The sequence below is a fragment of the Peptoniphilus sp. DNF00840 genome (assembly GCF_001553125.1).
In the GTDB taxonomy this organism is placed as follows: Bacteria; Bacillota; Clostridia; order Tissierellales; family Peptoniphilaceae; genus Peptoniphilus_A; species Peptoniphilus_A vaginalis.
In genome coordinates this window covers 57463-72089 of record NZ_KQ960190.1, presented here as the reverse complement: position 1 = coordinate 72089, position 14627 = coordinate 57463, and the positions used below count along the sequence as shown (strand labels likewise).

Annotated in this window: 13 protein-coding genes and 2 other annotated features; of the genes, 7 read left to right on the top strand and 6 right to left on the bottom strand. The window is 34.7% G+C overall.

What is annotated here, in order from left to right:
• Positions 1-59: 59 nt before the first annotated feature.
• Together HMPREF1864_RS01075 and HMPREF1864_RS01070 are read right to left on the bottom strand one after the other, a co-directional pair.
• Positions 60-242: a hypothetical protein gene (locus HMPREF1864_RS01075; protein ID WP_062570993.1), complete on the bottom strand. Its 183-nt coding sequence runs from the start codon at positions 240-242 to the stop codon at positions 60-62.
• An 8-nt stretch (positions 243-250) separates the two neighbouring features.
• Positions 251-3142, bottom strand: a complete 2892-nt coding sequence (locus HMPREF1864_RS01070; RefSeq protein ID WP_062570992.1) for a transglycosylase domain-containing protein — start codon at positions 3140-3142, stop codon at positions 251-253.
• A 91-nt stretch (positions 3143-3233) separates the two neighbouring features.
• On the opposite strand from HMPREF1864_RS01070, the gene hflX reads away from it, so the two are divergent.
• From hflX to HMPREF1864_RS01030, 7 genes are all read left to right on the top strand, one after another.
• Complete coding sequence (hflX, locus tag HMPREF1864_RS01065; RefSeq protein ID WP_062570991.1) at positions 3234-4523, top strand: GTPase HflX; 1290 nt, start codon at positions 3234-3236, stop codon at positions 4521-4523.
• On the top strand, positions 4516-5148 hold the full coding sequence (locus HMPREF1864_RS01060; protein ID WP_062570990.1) for a YigZ family protein: 633 nt from the start codon (positions 4516-4518) through the stop codon (positions 5146-5148). The genes hflX and HMPREF1864_RS01060 overlap by 8 nt, the downstream gene beginning before the upstream one ends.
• 14 nt (positions 5149-5162) lie before the next feature.
• Positions 5163-5879, top strand: a complete 717-nt coding sequence (gene nadE, locus HMPREF1864_RS01055; protein WP_062570989.1) for an NAD(+) synthase — start codon at positions 5163-5165, stop codon at positions 5877-5879.
• A gap of 418 nt (positions 5880-6297) precedes the next feature.
• Positions 6298-6526, top strand: a binding site (T-box leader).
• A 49-nt stretch (positions 6527-6575) separates the two neighbouring features.
• Positions 6576-7553: an ABC transporter substrate-binding protein gene (locus tag HMPREF1864_RS01045; RefSeq protein ID WP_062570987.1), complete on the top strand. Its 978-nt coding sequence runs from the start codon at positions 6576-6578 to the stop codon at positions 7551-7553.
• 106 nt (positions 7554-7659) lie between these two features.
• Positions 7660-7892: a binding site (T-box leader), on the top strand.
• Positions 7893-7929: 37 nt separating this feature from the next.
• On the top strand, positions 7930-8919 hold the full coding sequence (locus HMPREF1864_RS01040; protein WP_062570986.1) for an ABC transporter substrate-binding protein: 990 nt from the start codon (positions 7930-7932) through the stop codon (positions 8917-8919).
• A 35-nt stretch (positions 8920-8954) separates the two neighbouring features.
• Positions 8955-9839 (top strand): ABC transporter permease, encoded by an 885-nt coding sequence (locus HMPREF1864_RS01035; RefSeq protein WP_062570985.1) that lies wholly within the window; start codon positions 8955-8957, stop codon positions 9837-9839.
• Positions 9826-10638: an ABC transporter ATP-binding protein gene (locus tag HMPREF1864_RS01030; RefSeq protein WP_062570984.1), complete on the top strand. Its 813-nt coding sequence runs from the start codon at positions 9826-9828 to the stop codon at positions 10636-10638. The genes HMPREF1864_RS01035 and HMPREF1864_RS01030 overlap by 14 nt, the downstream gene beginning before the upstream one ends.
• Positions 10639-10766: 128 nt before the next feature.
• On the opposite strand, the gene HMPREF1864_RS01025 is transcribed toward HMPREF1864_RS01030, so the two are convergent.
• The 4 genes from HMPREF1864_RS01025 to HMPREF1864_RS01010 all read right to left on the bottom strand — a co-directional run bounded on the left by HMPREF1864_RS01025 (position 10767) and on the right by HMPREF1864_RS01010 (position 14546).
• The gene (locus HMPREF1864_RS01025; RefSeq protein ID WP_062570983.1) at positions 10767-11807 is read right to left on the bottom strand and encodes a hypothetical protein; all 1041 of its coding nucleotides are present in this window, start codon (positions 11805-11807) and stop codon (positions 10767-10769) included.
• Positions 11797-12318, bottom strand: coding sequence for a sigma-70 family RNA polymerase sigma factor (locus HMPREF1864_RS01020; protein WP_062570982.1), 522 nt, complete (start codon positions 12316-12318; stop codon positions 11797-11799). The genes HMPREF1864_RS01025 and HMPREF1864_RS01020 overlap by 11 nt, the downstream gene beginning before the upstream one ends.
• 130 nt (positions 12319-12448) lie before the next feature.
• Entirely contained in the window at positions 12449-13279 is an 831-nt protein-coding gene (locus tag HMPREF1864_RS01015) for an ABC transporter permease subunit (protein WP_062570981.1), read from the bottom strand.
• Positions 13269-14546 (bottom strand): ATP-binding cassette domain-containing protein, encoded by a 1278-nt coding sequence (locus tag HMPREF1864_RS01010; RefSeq protein WP_062570980.1) that lies wholly within the window; start codon positions 14544-14546, stop codon positions 13269-13271. The genes HMPREF1864_RS01015 and HMPREF1864_RS01010 overlap by 11 nt, the downstream gene beginning before the upstream one ends.
• Between the last annotated feature and the right edge of the window lie 81 nt (positions 14547-14627).

Sequence of the window (14627 nt, the reverse complement as noted above, 5' to 3'; positions counted from 1 at the left end):
TTCAAAAGTGGCTAACTTATTGTTGCAATTTAGAGAATTAAAATTTATTTTCCAAACTCTCAATAAAATAATCTCTTTACTTCGTTTCTCATTCTTATCCTGCCGGCGTGGTAGGCAACTTTGCCAGCTCTTTTTGGGTTTAAAATAGGGGTTAACTTGCTAAGTCTTATTCTCCTTTTTCTCTTGGGTTTTATAAGCCTTATAAGGGCTATTAATTTTATTAAACTAGATAATTTTCTCATACTTCCTCCTAATGTCTTTTCTTTCTCTTTTTGCTAGAAGTTTTTGCCTTATCTGTAGATTTCTTTGCACTCTTATCTTTCTTCTTTGATGAAGACTTGTCACTCTTGGAGTCAGACTCATCGCCATGTTCATTGTACCATTCTCTTGTGTGGATGTTGCAATAGGACTTAGGTATTGTCATGTAGTCATCTGGGTAAATTCCATAGTGGTCTTTGGGGTCATAGCCTTCCTTTCTCTCAAAGAGAACTGTGTAAAGGACAGATTCACTTGGACAGAATTGGTTGGCAAGCTTGCCTGAGTCCTTACATATCAAATATTTTTTAAATAAGTCGTCGTGGTCCTTTGGTTCTGTCCCAGAAATAAATTTTTCTGTGTAAGATGCTCCTGCGTAGTCGCTTAACTTTGTTGCAAGCTTTCCACTCTTTGATGAAATTTTTCTTGTGACAATGTAGGAAGGATCTTCATCAAACTTTTCTTTTTCTCCAATGCCCTTCGCCATCTTGTTAAAAACATTTATGGCATCTTGACTCTTTGCTGCAAGGGAAATCTTTGGAGAGTCTGCTCCCAACCAGAAGGATACTGTGTGAGACCTTGTAAAGGCATTTACAAAATAATCTGAATTGGTTTTATTTTGTCCCAAATAGGCTCCCGTTTCTGAAGAATTAATTTTTGCTCCTCTGGCATTTCCTGATTTTTCATTGCCAATAAAGGCATCTCTTAAGAGGTAGGATGATTTTTCATCGAAGAGCCTCTTATTTTTATGTGAGTTGTCAATAATTATGTTGCCACTAGGGTCTTCAATTTTTAAAATTCCCGTTTCTTCCTTGTAAACTCCATCATTGGCAATAGTTTGGTACATTTTTGATAGGTCGGACAAGCGAAGCCCCACTTGCATATTGCCAAGGGCAAGGGAGTCAAGGTTCTCGTCGTTTTTATTTTTGTTATCCTTATGGGAGATGAAGTAGTCCTTGTTTTCTTCATCAATGATATTAAACTTCTTTAGGGCATCCATTGCCTTGTCCTTGCCAAGCTCTTGCAAGATTGTGGCAGGGATTACATTGGATGATGCTTCCAAGGACTTGCGAAGGGTCATAAGCCCCTTGAAAGACTTATAATAATTTGCTGGCCAAAAGTTTCCGTCAACAGTTATTGGCACGTCATCGTAGACTGTCCCCAAAGTCTTACCAGACTCAAGGGCTGGAAGATAAACTGTGAAAGGTGTGAGGGCAGAGCCAGGTTGCCTATAGGAATCTGTGGCACGATTTAAAATTTTTGAGTTTTTTGTTCTCACATCAAGGCCACCAATGATGCCTTCCACAAAACCAGTTTCGTTATTAACTGCAATCATAGCAGATTGTGGTTGGATAACAGGGTCCTTGTTGTAGTCAAAATACTTGTTAGAAATAATTAAATTTTCATTTTCAATTTTATAAAAGTCAGGGAAATCTTTTAAGTAGTCGCCGTCAATAATCAAATAATTATTTTTTAATTCGCCGGCTCCTTCTTCAATTTTAAGTCCCCCAAGTTCATAGGTCCTAAGAATTTTATCCTCGCCAAGTTCATAGGCATCTATGATGTCAATTTTTTGTCCTGCATCTTTAAAGTAGAGACTCTTTATCTTTAAGTCCCCGTGAGATGAAATGCTGTAAAAAGATTTTGGGATAACAAGGTTGAACTTGTCATCGAGAATATTTTCTCGAGCAAAGTACAAGATCTCGTCGCCAAAGATAATATTTTTCCACTCATCGAAGTTTAAATTCAACATCCTAGATCCACCGGATGATGAATAATTTAAGAGGAGCTTTTGGAAGTCTTGGTACTTATTCTCTAGGTCCTTTTGGATGTCCTCGTCAATTGTAGAATAAACCTTGTAGCCACCTGTAAAGAGTTTGTGTTCTCCTTCCTCTTGACTAATATCATAGAAGTCGGCAAGATATCTTGAAGCTTCTTTCTTTATGTAGTCTGTAGAGTAGGTAGACATAGTGTGATTTTTAAAATTTTTTGGATTTATGTCAGACACGATGTCAAAGTTTTTTGCCTTTTCATAGTCAGCGTCATTTATGTAGCCAAGCTCATGCATCCTCATGAGGACAGTCTTTTGCCTCTTAAAGGCATCGTCATTTAAGACCATGTAGAGGTCCTTGCCATCAACCTCACGAGTTCCAATTACCCTGAAGTTGTCTTCCAAGTATTCTGATGGGACAGACTTAAAGGGCGAATAATTTGTTGGTGACTTTGGAATAGATGCAAGAAGGGCAGCTTCTGCTATGTTTAAATCCACAGCAGACTTTGAAAAATAAGTTTGGGCTGCAGCTTCAATCCCATAGGCACCTTGACCAAGATTAATTCTATTTAAGTAAGCTTCTAGGATTTCATCCTTAGTCAAAGCTTCTTCAACGCGAAGTGACAAGTAGGCTTCCTGAATTTTTCTGCCAAGAGTTTTTTGGTTTGTGAGGTAGACTGAACGAACTAGCTGCTGAGTGATTGTTGATCCGCCACGCATTAGTGAACGTGATTTTATATTTGCAGCAATAGAAGATGCAATCCCAATGGGGTCAAGTCCCTTGTGCTTGTAGAATCTGTGGTCCTCAATGGCAACAAAGGAATTTCTTACGTCCTTGGGTATGTCTTTTATGTCAATAAGACTTCTGTACTCAAGAGATTCAATTTTTTCAATTAAATTTCCATCCTTGGAATAAATGTAGGAGCTCTGATTAAAAGAGGAGCTCAAATTATTTAAGTCAGTGGCAGGAGTTTTTGAAATTATTGAAACTATGAGGGCAGAAAAAAATGAAATAGATAAAACAAAAATTAAAAGTAAGACCAAGAGACCTATTTTTATTTTTTGTTCTTTATTTAAATTTTTAAAATTATTTTTTAATTCTCTTAAGTTTTCCATATTTTCTCCTTTTTACAATTATAACATTTTAACAAGCTAAATACTATTAGACGGTTTTTGAAAGTGGATGCGATGTAGTATAATGTAAATTATGGATAATGTTTATTTAGAGAATTTAAATTCAAATAAAAAATTAGAGAGAGTTATAACTGTTGGAACTAATATTGGGGCATACCCTCACAGTCTTGAAACTTCTATGAAGGAGTTGGCAGAACTTGTCTACGCAGACGGTGCTGAAGTTGTGGGAGAGGTTACGCAAAATATTTATAAGTTCAATCCAAAGTATTTAATTGGGTCTGGTAAGGTTGACGAGATTAAAGAAATGGTTGAGCTCTTAGAAGTTGATGCAGTTGTCTTTAACGATGAGCTCTCTGGTATCCAAGTTAGAAACTTGGAGAAGAGAATTAAGAAGAAGGTAATTGACAGGACCAACCTAATCTTAGATATATTTGGTCTGCGTGCCACAACTTATGAGGCCAAGCTTCAAGTTGAACTTGCCATGTTGGAGTACCAACTCCCAAGACTTTTGGGTATTGATGGTTGGTCAAGGACTGGTGGTGGAATTGGTACCAGGGGACCGGGTGAGCAAATTATTGAAACCGATAGGAGAAGACTCAAGAGAGAAATCGACAAGATTAAGGAGAAGCTTGAGAAGGCAAAGAGGACTAGGGATACAACAAGGGAGCGAAGGATTGGCTCTAACATTCCCATTGTGTCACTGGTGGGTTACACCAACGCAGGCAAGTCTACAATCTTAAATAGATTAAAGGATGAAGAGTCGGGAGAGGTTTCTGTAAAGAATATGCTTTTTGAAACTCTTGACCCATCTTCAAGAAAGGCTAGGCTCCTTTCAGGGCGTGAGTTTATAATTTCTGACACAGTTGGATTTGTTTCTAAGCTTCCAACAAAAATCGTCGAGGCTTTTAAGTCCACACTTGAAGAAATTAAGTATTCGGACTTAATCCTCCACGTCATTGATGCATCAAGTGAGGATTTGGAGATCCAGTACAAGACAACTATGGAAATCCTAAAGGACATTGAGGTCTTGGACAAAAATATTATTACAGTCTTTAACAAGGTGGACAGGGTTGACCTCTATGACATCAACTTGCCATTACCTGTTATGCCAGACAAGAAGGTTTATATTTCTGCCCTTAAGGATGAAAATATGGACTCACTTTTAAAAATTATTGAGGACAATCTCGATGAAAAATATTATGATGTGAAATTAAAATTTGCCTACGGTGACACAGACATCCTCTACAAGCTAGTGGAAAAATTCGATGCAAAACCTGCCTATGAAGAAGATGGAATTTACTTGGACCTTAAGCTTGAAGAAAGAGAATACGAAAAAGTAAAGGATTATGTTGTAAATGTATAAGACAATTTTAAAAGATGCAAAGGCTGAAGTTGAAATTAAAAAATCAATTTTCATTGGTCATGCCTTTTTTGTAAAAAGTGAAGATGAGGCCCTTGAAATCTTAGGTAAGGTCAAGGAAGAACACAGGTCTGCAACCCACAACTGCCACGCTTATATAATTGGCGAAGATGGACTGACACAGAGGTATTCTGATGACGGAGAGCCTTCAGGCACAGCAGGAATCCCTATGCTTGAAGTCTTAAAAAAAGAAGACATGAGAAATGTCCTTGTCATTGTCACTCGTTACTTTGGTGGGACCAAGCTTGGAGCAGGTGGTCTTGTTCGTGCTTATACAGAGGGAGTTGTCAAGGCCCTTGATGAGGCAAAAAGGTGCATAAGAAAAAATTTTACCAGGACAAAAATTATTTACAACTACACCTTCCATGGTGCAATTGTGAACTTGCTTGCCAAGGAGAACTATAAAATCATTGAAGAAAATTACACAGACAAGGTTGAACTTGTAATTGACCTTGGAGAAGATAGGTCAGTCCTTGATAAAATAAGGGATATGACCTCTGCAAACTTTGAGTTAGAGGACCTGGAAGTAATTGAACTTCCAACTATTGATGGAAAAATTATTTATTAAATATAGGAGATATTATGGATTATAAAAAATTAAGAGAAGATTTAATTAAGTGGGTAGAAGATTACGCAAAAAAAGTTGGCGCCAAGGGCTTTGTATTTGGTTTGTCAGGTGGAATTGACTCAGCAGTTGTTGCTGCCCTTGCAAAGAGAGTTTTTCCGGAAAATTCTCTTGGACTTATTATGCCTTGCGATAGCATTGACAAGGATAGAGAAGACGCACTAAGAATAGCAGAGGCAATAAATTTAGAAACAAAGACAATTGATCTTACAAAAACTTTTGAAGAACTAATGAAGGCATCTTTTACTTCAGAAAACAAAATGGCAAGGTCAAACATTAAGCCAAGACTTAGAATGACAACACTTTATTATTATGCCCAAGATCTTGGTTACCTAGTGCTTGGTCCATCAAATGGCAGTGAGTGTTACCTTGGTTACTCAACAAAGTATGGCGACTCTGCTGCTGATTTAATGCCAATAGCAAATATTTTAAAGACAGATATTTTTGAACTTGCAAAGGAACTTGGACTTCCTGACTTTGTAATAAATAAAAAACCATCAGCAGGACTTTGGGCAGGGCAAACTGATGAAGATGAAATGGGCTTCACTTATGAGACCCTTGATGCTTACATCAGGGGAGAAAAAATTCCAGAAGATGAGATAAAAGAAAAAATCGACAGGATGCACAAAAATTCTGCCCATAAAAGAGTAATGGCTCCACAATTTGAAATCTAAAATTTATTTAGGGCTGGTTTAAATGTTAAAGGATAGAATTAAAAATTTATTAATCTTAATATTTTGTATGATAATTTCCAATATATTTATTTTTTATAAGACAGGAAATTTGAATTACAGTATGATAGAGAATAATCTTTTTGTCATTGGAGTTTATATAATTTAAAGGAGTAATGGATAAGATGAAAGCTTATATTAAATCCGCTTTGATTTTATATTTTTATTTATTTTCTGTGAGGAGATTTTTTATTTATAAGCTTGGGTCCTATGATGGACAAAAATTAAAAATTGTTTTGATAGCTTTTGTCTTATATATACTAACTTACCTTGTCATAGACAAAATAAAAAATAAAAAAGAAAACTAAAATTATGCTTGACAATAAATTTTTATCTGCCTATAATACTTTTTAATAAAATAATAAATGCCATGAAAGAGAAAAAGATATTTAATAAGTCTTAAAGAGAGTGGGGATGGTGAGAGCCCACAGATGAGTTGATGTCATATATTCACTCTAAAGCATGAGGATTGAATTATAGTAGACCCTCACGGAAGTCTCCGTTACCATAGACTAGAGATTGTTAGATCTTTAAAGAGGAAATATTTTTATTTCGAATTTAGGTGGTACCGCGAATCCTTCGCCCTATATGGGGTGAAGGATTTTTTTATTATTTTAAATAAAATTTTTGGAGGACAAAATGAAAAATTTAAAGAAAATGGTAAAAGTTATTGCTCTAGGTGCCCTTGCAATTTCCCTTGTTGGATGTGCAGGCGATAAGAAGGCAGAAAAAGGAAGTGGAGAAAAAATTAAAGTTGGAGCTATCCAATATATTGAGCACGTGTCCCTTGACAATGCCCTAAAGGGTTTCCAAGATAGACTAAAGGAAGAAGGACTTGATGTGGAAGTTGAAGTTGAAAACCTACAAGGTGATCAAGCACTAGCTACAACTGCTCCCAAAAAATTCCAAGGAGATGAATACAAATTAGTTTACGCAATCTCAACACCAGCTGCCCAAGGAGCTAAGACTGCTCTTCCAAATAAAAATATTATTTACTCTGCGGTAACAGATCCAATTGAAGCAGGACTAATTGAATCGCCAGATAAAATTACAAACATCACAGGAGTTAACGATGCAGTTTCTGCAAAGGCCCAACTAGAATCCTTCTTAAAAATTTATCCAAATGTAAAAACTATTGGAACAATTTTCTCAACTAACGAAGTCAACTCAAAGGTACAAGTTGAATCTTTAGAAAAGGCTTGTAATGAACTTGGACTTAAACTTGAAAGCGTGGGAATCAATAATATCAACGACATTGGTCAAGCTCTTTCAACTCTAACAGAAAAGATTGACGCCTACTACGCACTAACTGACAACACAGTTGCATCTGCTGGACCAGTCCTTGCAGAAAATTTATTAAAGCATAAGATCCCATCACTTTCTGCTGAAGAAGGTCAAGTTGCAAAGGGACTTCTTATGAGCGAAGGTGTTGACTACTACGAACATGGAAGGCAAGCAGGAGAGATGGCAATCAAAATCTTAAAGGGAGAGGACATAAAAAATCTTCACGCAGAAGACAACAAGACTTCAAAGAAAAAGATCAACGGCAAAACTGCTGAAGCTCTTGGACTTGATTTATCTAACGCAAGTCTTAAGGACGCAGAAATTTTAAAATAAAAATCTCACAGAGATAAGAAAAATAAAAATTAAATAAAAATTTGGACGAAATTATAAAAAAAGACTTGACTTTGTTCTGCTACTGGATTATACTCATCTTAATTTGAATAAAGCGTTGAAAGAGAAAAAAGAATTTTTAGTGATTTTAAGAGAGTTGCCGGCTGGTGTAAGGCAATACACGGAAATTTAACATACACTCTAAAGCTTATTTGTTGAAGTTAGTAGGCAAGTACGGAAGCCACCGTTATCTTAGGCTAGAGGTTGTTTGACCTTAAAGTGAGGTAATCTTTTAGATTATAAAATCGGGTGGTACCGCGAAGTCAGTCTTTCGTCCCAATGTGGATGAAAGACTTTTTTTATTTTATGGAGGTTTTTTATGAAGTTTAGAAAGTTGTTTGTTTTACTTATGATGTCCCTTGTCCTTGTGGCTTGTGGCAAGACTGAAAATAGTGGAAATGCAAAAGAAGAAAGTTCTGCAGAAAATACTGGGGCAAAAAAAGTTGGTATAATTCAAATTGCCGACCACATAGCACTTGAAAGAGCGAGAAAGGGTTTTGAAGATGAACTTAAAAAGACAAACCCAGATGTAGAAATTATTACAAAGAATGCCAACGGAGACTTAACAGTTGTTCCATCAATTATTAAGTCCTTCCAAGACAAGAAAGTTGATTTGATTTACGCAATTGCTACACCAGCTGCACAAGGAGCAAAGAATGGTGAAAAGGATATTCCAATTGTCTTTAACGCAGTAACAGATCCAGCATCAGCAGACCTAGTTAAGAACTTGGAAGAACCTGAAGGAAATATAACAGGGGTTTCTGATTACTTCTCAATACAAGCTCAACTAGAAGAAATGATTAAGATCTTCCCAAATATTAAAAATGTTGGAGTTATGTTCTCAACAAATGAAGCCAATTCAAAATTCCAAATTGAAGAACTAAAGAAGGCTGCAGAAGGTTTTGGACTTAACGTAGTGGAAGTTGGAGTAAACAATATTAACGACGTATCAACAGCTATAAAGACAATTGAACCAAAGATAGATATCTTTATGGCAATCACAGATAACACAGTTTCATCTGCATCAACAATAATTGCAGAGTCACTAAAGGAAGCAAAAATTCCTTCCTTTGCATCAGAAGAAGGACCAGTTGAAAATGGAATTCTTGTAAGTGCAGGTGTTGACTATGTTGACCTTGGCAAGAAGGCTGCAGGAATGGCAAGTGACATTCTTGGAGGCAAGGCTGTAAAAGATGTTCCTGTTTTATTCTCAAGTGATACAAGCAAGGTTGTTAACAAGAAAACAGCTGAAGCTCTTGGACTAGAAGCAAATAAGAACTTAATGGATAATGCAAAAGTAGTTGAATAGATGAAAAATGATTAAAACAAATTAGGAGGAAAAAGTTGAATTCAGTAATAATGGAATCCATTGTCATGGGACTTATATTTTCCATATTGACAATAGGAGTTGTAATAACCTTTAAAATTTTAGATTTCCCTGACATGTCAGTGGAAGGGACCTTCCCACTGGGGGCCTTTGCCTTTGCCAAGATGCTTACACTTGGTATGAATCCTGTGCTTGCTATGGTAGTTTCGCTTGTGGCAGGTGGACTTGGAGGCTATATCACATATATTTTATTTAGGAAGTTTAAAATTCAAGCAATCTTAGCTGGAATCTTAACAATGACATTTTTATATTCAGTGAACCTAAGAATTACTGGTACTCCAAATGTTACTTTTTTCGATTATAAGACTGTATTTCAACTTTTTGAAAGCCTTCCTAAGATGTTAATCTTGGTGGTAATAACACTTGTTATAAAATTAATTCTTGATTGGTTTTTAAAAACAGAGAAGGGTTATCTTCTTTTGGCAACAGGAGACAATGAAACTCTTGTTAAGTCTCTTGGAAAAAATCCAGATAAGTACATTGCAATTGGTCTTGTAATATCCAATGCACTTGCAGCACTTGCTGGAGCTTTGATGGCACAGTCCAATGGTTACGCAGACATAACAATGGGACAAGCTATAATCGTATCAGCACTTGCATCAGTTATAATTGGTGATGCCTTCTTAAAAAATGCAAACTTTTTAAATAGAACAACAAGAGCCATAATTGGTGCAATAATTTACAGGATCATCTACGGATTTGCCCTTTACCTAGGACTTGCTCCAAGTGATTTAAAGGGAATAACTGCAATCATCGTAGTATTCTTCATAGTTTACAATAATGTTTCTTCAAAGGGACTATCAGTTTTAAAAGGAAAGAGGGAAGAAAATGCTAAGAATTAAAAATTTATCAAAAACTTTTTACAAGGGTATGGAAGAAGAAAATCAAATTTTTGATAATTTCTCCCTTGATATAGAAGAAAATAAGTGTATTGCAATTTTGGGACCTAATGGTTGTGGCAAGTCTACACTTTTTAATATGATTTCAGGTTCACTTAACCCTGACTCAGGAGAAATAATGTTGGGAGATGTGGACATTGCAAAATTATCTGAAGACAAGAGAGCAATAGACATTGGAAAGGTCAACCAAGATCCATCAAAGGGAGTTTGCCAAAGTCTAAATATTTTAGAAAATATGTCTATGGCATTTAAGAAGGGTCACAAGTTCACCTTCAAGAGATTAATAGACAAGAACAACATCGACCAAATTATAGAAAAGCTAAAGTCTATTGACCTTGGACTTGAAAACAAATTAAAGACTCAAGTAAAATTTTTATCAGGTGGACAAAGACAATCACTATCTCTTTTAATGGCAACTGTAAAGAAGCCAAAGATTCTCTTACTTGATGAGCACACAGCAGCCCTTGACCCAAAGACTTCAAGGATAATAATGGATAAGACCAATGACCTTATCAAGAAAGAAAAAATCACAACTCTAATGATTACTCACAACTTAAAGAATGCCATTGACTACTCAGACAGAATAATAATGCTAAACAAGGGCAAGGTTGTCCTAGACATCCTTCCAAGTGAGGTTACAGAAGAAGAACTAAATAGGATATATAACGAAAAGATTGAAGAAGAAAATAATGTAGAAGTAACAAGTATGACAAGAGTAAAGCAAGTAGAAAAAATTGCATAAATTTCATAAATAATTGCGTGAAAAAGGAGCCTTACCAAATAGATAAGTCTATTTAGGAAGGCTTCTTTTTATAAAATATAAAAGTCCTATTCAAGAAAGAGTAGGACTTTTTTGCTTAATATAAAATTTTATTTTAAAGTGAGAGTAAATTCGTCACCAATTGCTTGTTCTCCAACAGGCATTTCTTTGTTGTCATAGCTGTGGACTGTCACTCTGTATAATTGGCATTTTAGTGTTTTTATTTCATTTAAAAGTTCATCGGCAGTAACTTTGCTAATGACTGGTGAGAAGTATAGGTTGGATTTATTTTTCTCTGCTTCGCGAGTTTCAAAATATACAAACCTATTTTTAGAATCTCTGGCTTTTATTGAATAAATATATCCATCTTCGGTGTCAGGATAGGTCAATACAATTTTTTGTGAAGCTGGGCTAGTAGTAAAGCTTTCAATGACAATATTATTAGTATTTGGAATAGTAAAGTCCTTTGCTATAAGATTTTTATTCATTTTCATTTGAGACATATCTATATTTGTTGAAAGATTAATTTTTTTCTTGTCTCCTAAAAATTCATCGAAGGAAAATTCTAAATTAACTTTGCCTTCTTTTGGCAAGGAATCTTCCAAAACATATTCAAGTGTATAGACATTTACTTTTTTATCTTCAGGTAAAGTATATCCAGAGCCACTGGAGCCAAGAATTTTATTTTTCTTGCCATTAACTTTAAGTTCAGTTAAGTTAACTTCTCCAGAGAGCATTTTTTCTGAGTCATTTAGACTCAAAATTACAGTGTATAATTTATTATCTTCAATAATAAATTTATCAAAAATATATTTTTTGCCATTTATTTCAAAAGCTTCCTTTAAATTTACGCTGTACTCATCAACTTCCCTTGACAAACCCATAGCATCTGATAAAGTAATTTTAAAATTACTTGCTAATTCTCTTGTCTTGGCAAAGACATAGCCACCTGATGTGTAATTTGTTATCCCCAAAACTAATATAAGAGATGCTGCTATTGCCGCCACTCTTCTATTAAATTTGTTTTTCTTGTTTTTTATTTTTAATGATCTCACAGTTCTTTTTAGATTATCCAATTCAAAATCATTAAGGGGAACTTCTTCATATTCTATTTTCATGTTGTTTAACTCATCATAAATATTATTTTTCATAAAAATTTTCCCTCCATTTTTTAAAAAATTTTCTTCCTCTACTAACTTTTTTGTAGGCATTTGCTGTAGAAATATTTTGTTTAGATGCTGCCTCTTTATAGGAAAGACCATGGATAAAAATATTTTCAAAAAGTTTTTTGTCTTCGTCATTTAAAAGCGAAAGGACTTCTTCTATTTCTAAATTTGAAGATAAATCTGAATCGACGATTTTTGAATCTTCATCTAGTCTAAGGCTTTCAAATTTAATTTCTTTTCTAAGGATATCTATGGCTCTATACTTAGCAACAAGGGCACACCAATTTTTAAAAGTAGACCTACTTGAATCAAAGTATTGAATATTCTGCCATATACTTAAAAGTGCGTCATTCATGGCTTCTTCCCAAAGATTTGGATATTTCCAAAGTGTTTTTGAAATAACTCCCTTTAATATCTTTCCGTAATCTTCGATAAATATGTAGAGGGCATCTTCATCTTTATTTCTTAGCCTTTCTATCAAGTCTTTATTATCCATATTTCCTCCTTCACTAATACATTCGTGATAGAGATTATGATCCTGACAAATTTTTTAAAATTAAAATTTATAAAAAATAATTTTGAACATAAAAAAAACTATCCTGGTTAGCCAAGATAGTTTTTTAAAATTAATATTTAAGTTCTTTATTTGAATAGATTGTGTAAGTCAAAATTATCATTAGGATAAAGATCACTGCATTTGCTATTAGGCCAAATAGGTTGAGGTTTGCGCTTACAAAGCTATAAGGTCTAAAGGCTTCGTTAGGGAAGTAAGTAACTACCATTCCAAAGGCGTCGCCAATAACTTTTCCTACAATTGTAAGTAGTACAAGAAGGAAGACAAAAAGTGCAGATACTGCATCTTGATGTAGGGCTGACTTAGACATTGAAGAGAAGAAGAATCCTATGGACATAAAGACAAGACCAGAGCCAAGTAGTCCAATGAAAACTTTTATTAGTCCTTCTATAATTTCAAAGCTTGTAACTTGTGGTGTGTCGCTTCCAAGAGAAGTTATTCCAAGTACAAGTCCAAAACTTGCAAGTGCCATTATTATTAAGAATAAAATATAAATTAAAATATTTGCTATGAACTTTCCAGTTACAATTTCTGATTTAGAAATTGGGTTTGAATAAATATATTCAATGTTACCTGAAGATTGTTCTTTCGCAAGGGAGTTAGCTCCAAGTTGCATTGCAAATACAAAAATTAATATTCCAAGATAGTGGTAAACTAGGGCAAGATAGTCGCCAATGTTTACTATATCCATACCTTCATAAAAGCCCAAGATATTTCTTGTTGGTTCGTTAAAACTTTCTAAAACTGAATTAAAGAGTGAATTCATTTGTGACTCTGCAAGGAAGGGATAAAAGGCAAGCATAAGTCCCAGTAAAATTATTAGGACAATGGCCCAAGAAATCATCTTTGCAAAGTTTGATTTAAATTCCATATTAAATATCATCTTTGTCCTCCTTTAGCTTTGTTTCTTCACTTGCATTGAAGATGCCTTCATTAGAGGGTTCAATTACTATTGTGTCATTAGAAATTTTTTCTTCTTTAGGAGCTTCAACTTCTTCAGTTAGAGTCACTTGAGAATTTTCTTCTCCAAGGACTGTTTCAGGATAGTCTTCGTCAACAAAAAGATTTGTCTTTGTGTTGTGGACCTTATCTTTTTCCATATCAGCTTCATCTATGCCTTCAACACTATTGAAGTTGTTTTCAGCTTGGTCAAGCTTAATAGTAGACTCACTTACTCCGTTTATAGTATCTGCTTCTATTGTAGAAGTTTCTTTTAGCTTGATCTCCTTAGATTCAGTAGGAGCTTCAGTCTTTCTTCTTGGGAGTTTAGCATTTTCTCCCTTGAAGTAAGCTTCAACCTTGTCACTTAACTCAGCGTCTTCAAGGACATAATTTTCTAGGCCTTCTTCATAGATAACTTTTGAAAGTTCTGGTAGAGGACCGTCAAAGTAAAGGATGGTTTCATCTTCTTCGTCCTTGATAATTCTTGCTCCAATGGAAGTAAAGTAATTTAGATTGCCCCTATAGGAATCAATTTTTAGTACCTTATCTCCAGCTGCCTTGACATTGTTGTACTCAATGTCTTGAACCCTACCGTCAGATAGGTAGGCAATACGAGAAGAATATTTTTTTGCCTCTCTTAGTGATTCGGATAGAAGTAAAACTGTTAGGTTTTCTTGCTCATTTAACTTCTTTATATGAGAGAAGAGTCTATCAATGTCCTTGTCATCTAAAAACTTAGAAGGATTATCTAGGATTAATAGTCTTGGCTTAATAACTAGGGCGTTAATAATAGCTAAGAGTTTTCTCTCCCTATCTCTCAAGTCACAAACCCTTAAGTTTGAATTAAATTCAAAATAATCACAGAGGATGTCAATGTCTTCTGTGTTAGATAGGTTGTGAGCGTTAAGTGTCTTTTTTAATAGTGCGAAGGACTTGATCTTTGAGTAGAAAATCATATCTTCTGGCACAAGAGACACGCTTTCTTTTATTTCTTTTGATTCTTTAAATGAATCCATATCATAAACTCTAATAGATCCACTATTAGCTTTTAAAAATCCCATTATAATTCTTGCAAGAGTAGTCTTTCCAGATTTTTCAGTTCCAAGTAGGGAGAAGAATTCTCCATCTAGGATTTCAAGATTTAATTTTTGTAAAACTTTATCTTTACCCTTGCCCTTTGTCAGGTCATTTATGACGATGGCACTCATACTATTCACCTCTTTAATAATTGATAAACTCATTATACAATAAAAAATATTTAAATAAAAGATTAGAAAGATTGTTGAAAA